We start from the raw sequence: 8,983 nt of genomic DNA on the forward strand, positions 1-8,983 counted from the left end.
CGGCCGACACCGCGCCCGTCGCGCCCGTCGCCGGGCTGGACCCCGCGGTCGCGGGACCGGCCGTCGCACCGGCGCTCCCGACGGCGGCGTTCGCCGCCTCAGTCGCGGCCGACACCGCGCCCGTCCCGCCCGTCGCGCCAGCACCGGCCGTCGCCGGGCGCGTGGTCGCGCCACCCACAGCCGCGTTCGCGGCCTGAGTGGCCGCCGACATCGCGCCCGCACCGAGACCAGCGCTCGCCGAACCTGTCGCCGTGCCGGCGCCGCTCACGGCCGCGTTCGCCGCCTCGGTCGCCGCCGACACCGCACTCGCGGCCCCGGAACCGGGGGTGGTCGGCCCCGGTGCTGCGCGACTCGCCGCCGCGTTCGCCGCATCCGTCGCCGCCGACACCGCGTCGGAACCGGTCGTGGCCGTCGACGCGGCGCTGGTGCCTGCACCGTCGGCCCCGGCCGTGTCGGCACCCGGCGCGGCCGTCGCGCCCGTGGCGCCGGCGAGGCCGGCCGCCAACACGTCGGTCGCGCCGACCGGCGCGCCCCCACCGCCGGTCGCTCCCTTCGCACCCGCGAGGCCGGCCGCCAACACGTCGGTCGCACCGACCGGCGCGCCGCCACCGCTGGTCGCGCCCGTCGCGCCCGCGAAGCCCGCGGCCAGCACGTCCGTCGCACCGACCGGCGCGCCACCACCACCGGTCGCTCCCGTCGCGCCCGCGAGGCCCGCGGCCAGCACGTCCGTCGCGCCGACCGGTGCGCCAGCGCCAGACCCCGCGCCGGCCGTGGCGACGTCGCTCGTCGTCCCCGCACCGGGGCCGCCCGGAGCAGCCTCGCTCGTCGCGCCGGCGCCCCCGGCCGGCGCCGAGTCGCTCGTCGCGTCCGCGCCCGCGCCGCTCGTCTTCTTCGCGTTCGGAGCCTCGCCCGTCTTGGCGGCGGCCTCGCCGGCCGCGGCGGCGTCGGCATCGCGTTGCTCATCGACGATCGGGCGGTCTTCGGTGGTGACCGGCGCGCGGGCGACGATCGCGCGCATCAGGACGGCGTCGTCGGAGGTGGGGACGGTCACCGTGCGGACCGCGGAGTCGCTGCGGCGGCCCGCGATCAAGTCGTTCACGGCCGCGTTGCCGGCGCTGCCCTGGAGGCGCATCACGGTGCCGCGGGACAGCGGCGGGCGCGACTGGCCGGCGCCCGCGAGGTCCGAGGTGGCGGATGCGAAGGCCGCGGTGCCGCCCGGGGACGCCGGGGCCGCGGGCTCTACCTGGGGTTCACGCTCGGCCGCCTCCGCCACGTTGGGCCGACCGTACATGTCCGTGGCGTCAACCGAAAGGGCCAGGAGGGCAACGGGCCGGGCAACATGTCCGTATGACGCCGAACAATCAGGCCGCGTTGCTCGTGGTGGACGTGCAGCAGGGATTCGACGACGAGGGTTACTGGGGGCCGCGCAACAACCCCGACTGCGAGGCCAACATCGGACGGCTCCTCGCGCACTGGCGCGAGCAGGACCGGCCGGTCGTGTTCGTCCGCCACGACTCGACCGAGGAGCACTCGCCGCTGCGGCCCGACCATCCGGGCAACGCGTTCAAGCCGGTGGTCACCGGCGAGCCCGACGTGCTCGTCTCCAAGCACACGAACTCGTGCTTCTACGGCGAGCCGGACCTGCATCAATGGCTGCAGGAGCGCGGCATCCAGCGGCTCGCGATCTGCGGCATCACGACCAACCACTGCTGCGAGACGACCGCCCGCATGGCCGGGAACCTCGGCTACGACGTGCAGTTCGTCCTGGACGCCACGCACACGTTCGACCGCGGCGACCTGAACGCCGACCAGCTCGCCCACGCGACGATGACGAACCTCAGCGGCGAGTTCGCGACCATCGTCACGACGGACGAGGCGCTTCGAGCGCCATAGATCCGTACGTAAAGTGCGGCCCCGCCGCCACAACAGCGACGGGGCCGAAGACGATCAGGTGATCAGCGGGATGATCAGCAGCGCGACGATGTTCGCGACCTTGATCATCGGGTTGATGGCCGGGCCGGCCGTGTCCTTGAACGGGTCGCCCACCGTGTCGCCGGTGACCGACGCCTGATGCGCGATGGAGCCCTTGCCGCCGTGCTCGCCGTCCTCGATCAGCTTCTTCGCGTTGTCCCACGCGCCGCCGCCCGAGGTCATCATCACGGCGAAGAACAGGCCGACGACGATCACGCCGATCAGCAGGCCGCCGAGCATCTCGACCGACAGGATGCCCACGATCACGGTCACGACGATCGGGATCAGCGACGGGATGATCATCTCGCGCTGCGCCGCGCGGGTCACGATGTCCACGCACTGGCCGTATTCGGGCTGCTCGGTGCCGTCCATGATGCCCGGCTTCTCGCGGAACTGGCGACGGACCTCCTCGACGACGGCGCTGCCGGCACGGCCGACGGCCTCCATCGAGAGCGCAGCGAACAGGCACACCATCATGCCGCCGATCAGCAGGCCCATGAGCACGAACGGGTCATCGAGCAGGAACTCGACGACGACCCCGCCCTTCTCCTCCAACTCGATCTTGAACGCGGCGAACAGCACCAGCGCGGCGAGCGCGGCCGAACCGATCGCGTAGCCCTTGGTGACGGCCTTGGTGGTGTTGCCGACCGCGTCCAGCGGGTCCGTCACGTTGCGGACTTCCTCCGGCATGTTCGCCATCTCGGCGATGCCGCCCGCGTTGTCGGTGATCGGGCCGAACGCGTCGAGCGCGACGATCAGGCCGCAGAGCGAGAGCTGCGCCATGACGGCCACGGCGACGCCGTAGACGCCGGCGAACTCCGCGGCGCCCCAGATCGCGAGCACGATCACGATCGCCGGGGCGGCGGTGGCCTGCAGACCCTGGGCCAGGCCCTGGATGATGTTCGTCGCGTGCCCGGTCTCCGACGCCTTCGCCGTCGAGCGCACCGGGGCGAACCGGGTCGACGTGTAGTAGTCGGTGATGACGAACAGCGCGCCGGTGACGGCGAGGCCGATCAGCGCGCAGAAGTAGATGTCGGTCCACGACGGCAGCGCGCCGCCGTCCTCGGTCGGGACCAGGCCGTCCATCATCCAGCTCGTGACCGGGATGAACAGCAGCGCCGAGATGATGCCGGCGACGATCGTGCCCTGGTAGAGCGCGCGCTCGACGTTGCCCGACGAGGTGCGCACGAAGAACGCGCCGATGATCGACGCGATGATCGAGACGCCGCCCATCACGAGCGGGAACAGCACCACGGCCTCGCCCTGGAACGTGAGGACGCCGAGGAGCATCACGGCCACCGCGGTCACCGCGTAGGTCTCGAACAGGTCGGCGGCCATACCGGCGCAGTCGCCGACGTTGTCACCCACGTTGTCGGCGATCACGGCCGGGTTGCGCGGGTCGTCCTCCGGGATGCCCGCCTCGATCTTGCCCACGATGTCGGCGCCGACGTCGGCGCCCTTGGTGAAGATGCCGCCGCCCAGACGGGCGAAGACGGAGATCAGCGAGCCGCCGAAGCCGAGGCCGACGAGCGCGTAGACGGCTTCCTTCGGATCACGGTCGAAGAGCTCGGTGAGGATGAGGTAGTAGCCCGCCGTGCCGAGCAGCGCCAGGCCGACGACGAGCATGCCGGTGACGGCGCCGCCGCGGAACGCGACCGCCAGCGCGGGCGAGATGCCGCCGCGCGCGGCCTCGGCCACGCGCGCGTTCGAGCGCACGGACACGTTCATGCCGATGAAGCCGGCCGCCGCGGACGCGAGACCACCGATGGCGAAGCCGACCGCGACGTAGATGTCCTGCAGCGGGATGAGCGCGATGAACAGGATCACGCCGACGATGGCGATCGTCGTGTACTGGCGCCGCAGGTAGGCCTGCGCACCCTCCTGCACGGCCGCGGACAGCCGCTGCATGACCTCATTGCCGGGCGAGAGCGCCAGCAGCGATCGCGTCGTCAGCACGCCGTACACCACGGCGAGCAGCGCGCAGACCACAGCGATCAACGCGCCGTAATCGCTCAGAAAATCGGACAAACCGAAAACCCCTCTCTCCTCAGGAAAAGCGAAACGACGGCCCGTTTCAGGGCCGCCGTGTAAGCGCGCGGGAGTTTACACCGGGTTCCCGGCGGAACTACTGGCCAGGCACCCAGAGACGGCCCGAGGACTGGGCCGGGCCCGGACCTTCCGGCTTGTCCGGTTCGGGCGCTGACTCCGAAACCTCCGGCGCGCCACCGGAAAGCTGCACGTAGGCCATCTGCAGCCGTGACAGCGCATCCTTGATCGGCGCGAGCTGCTCGCCGTGGTTGGGCTCGAGCAGCGCGAACAGCGCGCGGGCGCCGTCGATCGCCTGCTTGGTCTCGGGCAGGTCCCGGGCCGGGGGCTCCTCACCGGGCGGCGTCGCCAGCCCGGCCTTGCGCGCGCCCAGGTTGATCAGGGTCACGAGCGTCTGCAGCAGCACGTCGTCGACGCGCAGCTTGTCCATCTCCGCCTCGATCTGGCGGATCTCCTCCTCGGTGAACTCCTGCCGGGGCGGGGGCTGGGTCATGCGATCTTCTCCTCGGACGGATAGGTCGCGCGCGTCTCGTCCACGCACACCTTGAAGACTTCGTAGGGCGAGGCGCCGCCGTCGATCAGGCGGCGCTGGCGCTGGGCGCCGTTGAGCTCGGGCAACGCGACGTCCACGCCGGTCCAGGCCCTCAGGCGATCAACCGCTTCCGCGGCGGGGAACTCCTCGATCCGGTCGGCTTCGAGATCGAGCAGGTGCCCGTCCTGTCCGTAGCGGATCGCGCGCCACATGTTCTCCTCGATCAGGCGGCCCGGGACCGGCGGCGGGACCTCCCCGGCGTCGATCTCACGCAGCGCCTGCGCCACGCAGGCCACGATCAGCTCGATCAGGCCGTCGGCCTCCGGCCCGGTCGTCTGCGCGTCGCAGATCCTGACCTCGATCGTCCCGTAGGAGTGGTGCGCGCGCACCGACCACCACAGCTGCGTGTACTCGACGATCGAGTTCGTGCGCAGCAGCAGCTCGACGTAGTCCTGCCAGTTCGCCCAGCTGCCGAACGGGTCCGGGACGCCACAGCGCGGGAACGACTTGGTGAACGTCTGCGTGCGCGCGGAGTGCAGGCCGGAGTCCATCCCGTCCACGAACGGCGAGTTCGCGCTGATCGCGAGCAGCAGCGGCAAGACGGGGCGTAGCCGGTCGCAGGCGGCGATCGCGCGGTCGGGCCCGTTGACGCCCACGTGCACCTGCAGCGCGAACGTGTTGTTGCGGCGCGCGACGTACTGCAGGCCGTCCTGGACGCGGCGGTAGTGCTCGGTGTCGATGATGTGCTGGTCGCGGTAGTCGCTCAGCGGGTGCGTGCCCGTGGAGGCGAGCGCGACGCCGTGCTTGTCGGCGAGCGCGAACAGCCGCCGGCGCGCCTCGTGCTGCAGCCTGAGCGCGTGCTGCACGTCCTCCCCGCGCCCGGACCGGATCTCGATCTCGCTCGAGATCAGCTCGCCGCTGATCGCGTCCCGCAGGATCTCGTCCTCGTCCCCGTCCGCCCGCAGCGCCTCGTACTTGGGCACCAGCTCGAGCGTCCGCGGGTCGATGATCGCCCACTCCTCCTCGATGCCCACCGTCAGGTCCTGCGAGCCCTCGAAGAGCTCGCGTGCCGCATTCAGATCCATCTGGGCTCAGGTCAGGTAGAAGTACAGCGCGTACAGCAGGTCGACGGCCGGGCTTGAAGTATGGACCGTCACCTCCGGCGGCACCTGCAGCAGGGCCTCGGAGTAGTTGAAGATGATCTTCACGCCCGCGTCCACGAGCTTGTCCGCGAGCTCCTGGGCCGCCGCGGTCGGGACGGCGAGGACGCCGACGACGATGTCCTCCTCCTCCACGACCGACTTCAGGTCGTCGACGTGGCGGACGGTCGCCGGGCCGACCTGCTCGCCGATCTTGGCCGGGTCCTGGTCGAACACCGCCACGACGCGGAAGCCGTGATCGGCGAAGATGTCGCTGGACGCGATCGCCTTGCCGAGGTGGCCCGCGCCGAACAGCGCGATGTTGTGCTGGCCGCTCGTGCGCAGGATCTTGCGGATCTGGCTGACGAGGCTGTCGACGTTGTAGCCGACCCCCCGCTTGCCGAACTTGCCGAAACCGGAGAGGTCGCGCCGGATCTGCGTGGAGTTCACGTGCGTGTACTCCGACAGCTCCTGGGAGGAAATCGTCTCCTTACCCATCTTCCGGGCTTGGGTGAGGACCTGTAGATAGCGGGAGAGGCGGGCGGCCACACCGAGCGACAGGCGGTCCCCTAAAGGACCGAGCCCGCCATCTTCCGGTGAGCCGCCGCCGCCGGCCTTCGTGGCGACGTCGCCGAAACTCATCTGCCCCCACGATAGACAAGTCGCTGCTGTAGGGCATGCTCGTCGACCTCGTAGTCGAACAAATGCTCACCATCCACGTAGATCACGGGGATGCGCTCCAAATAGCGCTTGTGCAGCGTGTCGTCGGTCTCGATGTTCACCTGCTCGAGCGTGAACGGGGTCCGGGAGCGGACGCGCTGGAGCGCCTCCAGGGCCTCCTCGCACAGGTGGCAGCCGGGGCGGCCGTAGAGCGTCACGGTGCTCACTTGGCGGTGCGGACGGTCGGTTCGTCCTCGGCCTGGTTGGGCGCCCACGCGCGGACGCGGAACGTGAGCGAGTCGCGCGTGCCGGCGGGCAGCGTGTAGGCGTACTCGGCGGGCATCAGCTCGCGCGCGCCCTGCGGGAACGTGAGCGTGCGTCTGACTTTGCCGTCTTCGTCGATCAGGTCGAGGATCAGCCGCTCGGCGACCTGGATCCGTGTCTGCCGGCCGCGTTCGAACGCGCCGAGGGTGAAGCGCACGCGGCGGCCGCCGCGGTCGATCCTCAGCTCCCCGACGGCGATCGGCTCCACCGTGTCCGGCCGGACGAGCCACGGGACGCTCGCGACCACGCGGTTGCCGTTCACCGCCTCCAGCCGGCCGGTCGTGGTCCCGGGCCTGGGCAGGCGCACCTGCACGGTCGTCGGCGTGCCGGGGATGAGCGTCGCCGTCGGCGGGGTGACCTCCGCGTTGCCCGTGGCCCTGAGCGTGACCTGGGTGCCGGCGCTGGCGGTGAGGTCGATCGTGACGGGGTCCAGCGGGCCGGAGCGGGCGGTCGGCGGGTCGGCCGTGATGCCGGAGGTGGGCTGAGCCGCGATGCCCGCTCCGGCGCGGTCGGGTGGGAGGTCGTTCGGCTGGGCGGCGGCGATCAGGGTCGCGCGCAGCTGCTGGGGCGAGAGCTCCGGGCGGGCGCGGGCGAGCCGGGCCGCCTCGATCGCCACGTGCGCCGCGGCGACGGCGGTCCCCCCGGTGACGCCGGAGATCGTCAGCGCGCTGCCGTCGGCGGCGAGGTCGGGCTTCGGGAGCCCGCCCGCGGACGGGCCCTGAGCGGTGAACGTGGAGGCGTTGCGGGTCTGCGCCTCGCCCTTCGGGCCGCGCGTGGGTGCGCCGAACGAGACGGTGGTGCCGGGGTCGAGCTCGAGCAGGTCCTCCGCCGCCTCCCCCGTCACGCCGATCACGGGCGCGGCCGCGCGGCCGGCGGGGAGTGAGGGCAGGGGGTCGTCGATCGGCTGGGCGAGCAGGACGGCCGCCGCGCCGGTGCCGGCGACCGCGGCGGCCTGGGCGGACGGGTTCTCGCCGGCGCGGACGATCACGACCTTGCCGCGCAGGCGGATGGCGAGGTCGCTGAGCGCGGCGGCTTCCGTGTTATCCACCGGGCCCGCGGTCTCGCCCCGCTTCGGCGGCGTGCCCGCGAGGACGGCGGCGTCGACGGTCGCTCCGCCGGCGTCCAGCTTGGTGCGCGGCGCGGGCTCCGGGCCGGCGAGCGCGCCGACCGCGAGCGCGTCGGGGGCGGACGCCGGCGAGCCGACGGTGCCCGAGCCGGGCGCGGCCGCTCCTTCGTTGCCGGCGGGCGCGATGGTGAGCGTGCCCAGGCCGGCCGCGCCCTCGATGGCCTGCGCCTCGGGCGTGTTGGAGAAGCCCGCGTACGGCGCATTGACGCCGACCAGCGCGACCGGCACGTGATCGGACGTGTCCTGGTCGCCGTTGGGGTCGACGGCGTGCTCGAGGCCCGCGATGATCTGGTCCGTCGTGGCCTCGGCCTGGGCGGCGCCGCCGGACGCGCGCAGCGAGGCGACCCGGATCGGCATCACGCGCTCGGAGGCCTGCGCGAGGATGGCGGCGAGCGCGGTCCCGCTCGTCTCGCGGCGGTTCGTACCGGACGGGTCCTTGCCGGGATCCGGCTTGCGGTCGCGGTCGACGGCGTCGTAGCCAGGGTCGGCGTGCCCGTTGAGCGCGGCGGCGTCGATGCCGGTGTCGAGCACGGCGATCGGCGGTGTGGCGGTCAGCCCGGCCGGTTGGAGGGTGGGCTTCTCGTTGACCGGGACGGGCTCGGACGAGGCCGGATAGGCGCGCCGGACCGTGCGGACGCGCAGGTTGTTCGAGTTGAGCTTCGGCAGGTCGCGCGTGCGCACGGTGGCCGCGAACCCGTTCCAGACGCGATAGAACGCGACCACGTCCCGCAGCACGACGCCCTGGGCCTCCAGCGAGGACCGCGTCGAGGTCGCCTCACGCTTGAGCGAGTCGATGTGCTCGCGCTGCGCGTCCGCCCCGAGCCCGCGCGCGTTCTCGAGATTCCCGAGCGCGGCGCGCCGGAACTGCACGAGCACGCGCTGCTCGGACCCGCGTGCCTGGATCGGCGAGCGCCCGTCGTAGGGCACCGGATCGGCGAGCGTCGCGGCGGGCGCGGGCGCGACGTCCGGCAACGGCCCGGCTCCGCCGGAGATCACCGCGACGAGCAAGACGATCGCGCCGACACCGACCGCGCCGCCGGCGACGAGCAGGCCGCGCGGCGCCGCCTTCAGGCGCGCCACGAGGCCCAGCGACCCGTCCCTGGCCGGGGTGGCCGGCGAGTCGCCGGGGGCGGGCGGCGGCTCCGAGCCCGCGGCGGCATCGGCGGGGACGGGCGGGGAGCCGCC

The 8,983-nt window shown here is 72.6% G+C and carries 7 protein-coding genes and 1 pseudogene; 1 reads left to right on the forward strand and 7 read right to left on the reverse strand.

From position 1 onward, the window contains the following. Nucleotides 1-1,273: pseudogene (locus OJ962_RS33740) on the reverse strand (hypothetical protein); the annotation flags it as partial. A gap of 74 nt (nt 1,274-1,347) precedes the next feature. Here OJ962_RS33740 and OJ962_RS33745 point away from each other — a divergent pair. Continuing rightward, nucleotides 1,348-1,893, forward strand: coding sequence for a cysteine hydrolase family protein (locus tag OJ962_RS33745; protein WP_202954020.1), 546 nt, complete (start codon nt 1,348-1,350; stop codon nt 1,891-1,893). Between the two features lie 54 nt (nt 1,894-1,947). Here OJ962_RS33745 and OJ962_RS33750 read toward each other — a convergent pair whose 3' ends face one another. The 6 genes from OJ962_RS33750 to OJ962_RS33775 form a co-directional block, all read right to left on the reverse strand. After that, nucleotides 1,948-3,987, reverse strand: a complete 2,040-nt coding sequence (locus OJ962_RS33750; RefSeq protein WP_407697561.1) for a sodium-translocating pyrophosphatase — start codon at nt 3,985-3,987, stop codon at nt 1,948-1,950. A 109-nt stretch (nt 3,988-4,096) separates the two neighbouring features. Beyond that, nucleotides 4,097-4,510 carry a hypothetical protein gene (locus tag OJ962_RS33755; RefSeq protein WP_202954018.1) on the reverse strand — a complete coding sequence of 138 codons (414 nt, stop codon included), beginning with the start codon at nt 4,508-4,510 and terminating at the stop codon, nt 4,097-4,099. After that, the gene (locus OJ962_RS33760) at nt 4,507-5,634 is read right to left on the reverse strand and encodes a carboxylate-amine ligase (RefSeq protein ID WP_202954017.1); all 1,128 of its coding nucleotides are present in this window, start codon (nt 5,632-5,634) and stop codon (nt 4,507-4,509) included. Before OJ962_RS33760 ends, OJ962_RS33755 begins: the two co-directional genes overlap by 4 nt. A 6-nt stretch (nt 5,635-5,640) precedes the next feature. Further along, nucleotides 5,641-6,330: a redox-sensing transcriptional repressor Rex gene (locus tag OJ962_RS33765; RefSeq protein WP_202954016.1), complete on the reverse strand. Its 690-nt coding sequence runs from the start codon at nt 6,328-6,330 to the stop codon at nt 5,641-5,643. Next, nucleotides 6,327-6,575 (reverse strand): glutaredoxin family protein, encoded by a 249-nt coding sequence (locus OJ962_RS33770; RefSeq protein WP_202954015.1) that lies wholly within the window; start codon nt 6,573-6,575, stop codon nt 6,327-6,329. Before OJ962_RS33770 ends, OJ962_RS33765 begins: the two co-directional genes overlap by 4 nt. Further along, the coding region (locus OJ962_RS33775; protein WP_270006927.1) for a S8 family serine peptidase at nt 6,572-8,983 on the reverse strand (2,412 nt) is incomplete at its 5' end. The genes OJ962_RS33770 and OJ962_RS33775, both read right to left, overlap by 4 nt.

Source organism: Solirubrobacter deserti (assembly GCF_027587175.1).
In the GTDB taxonomy this organism is placed as follows: Bacteria; Actinomycetota; Thermoleophilia; order Solirubrobacterales; family Solirubrobacteraceae; genus Solirubrobacter; species Solirubrobacter deserti.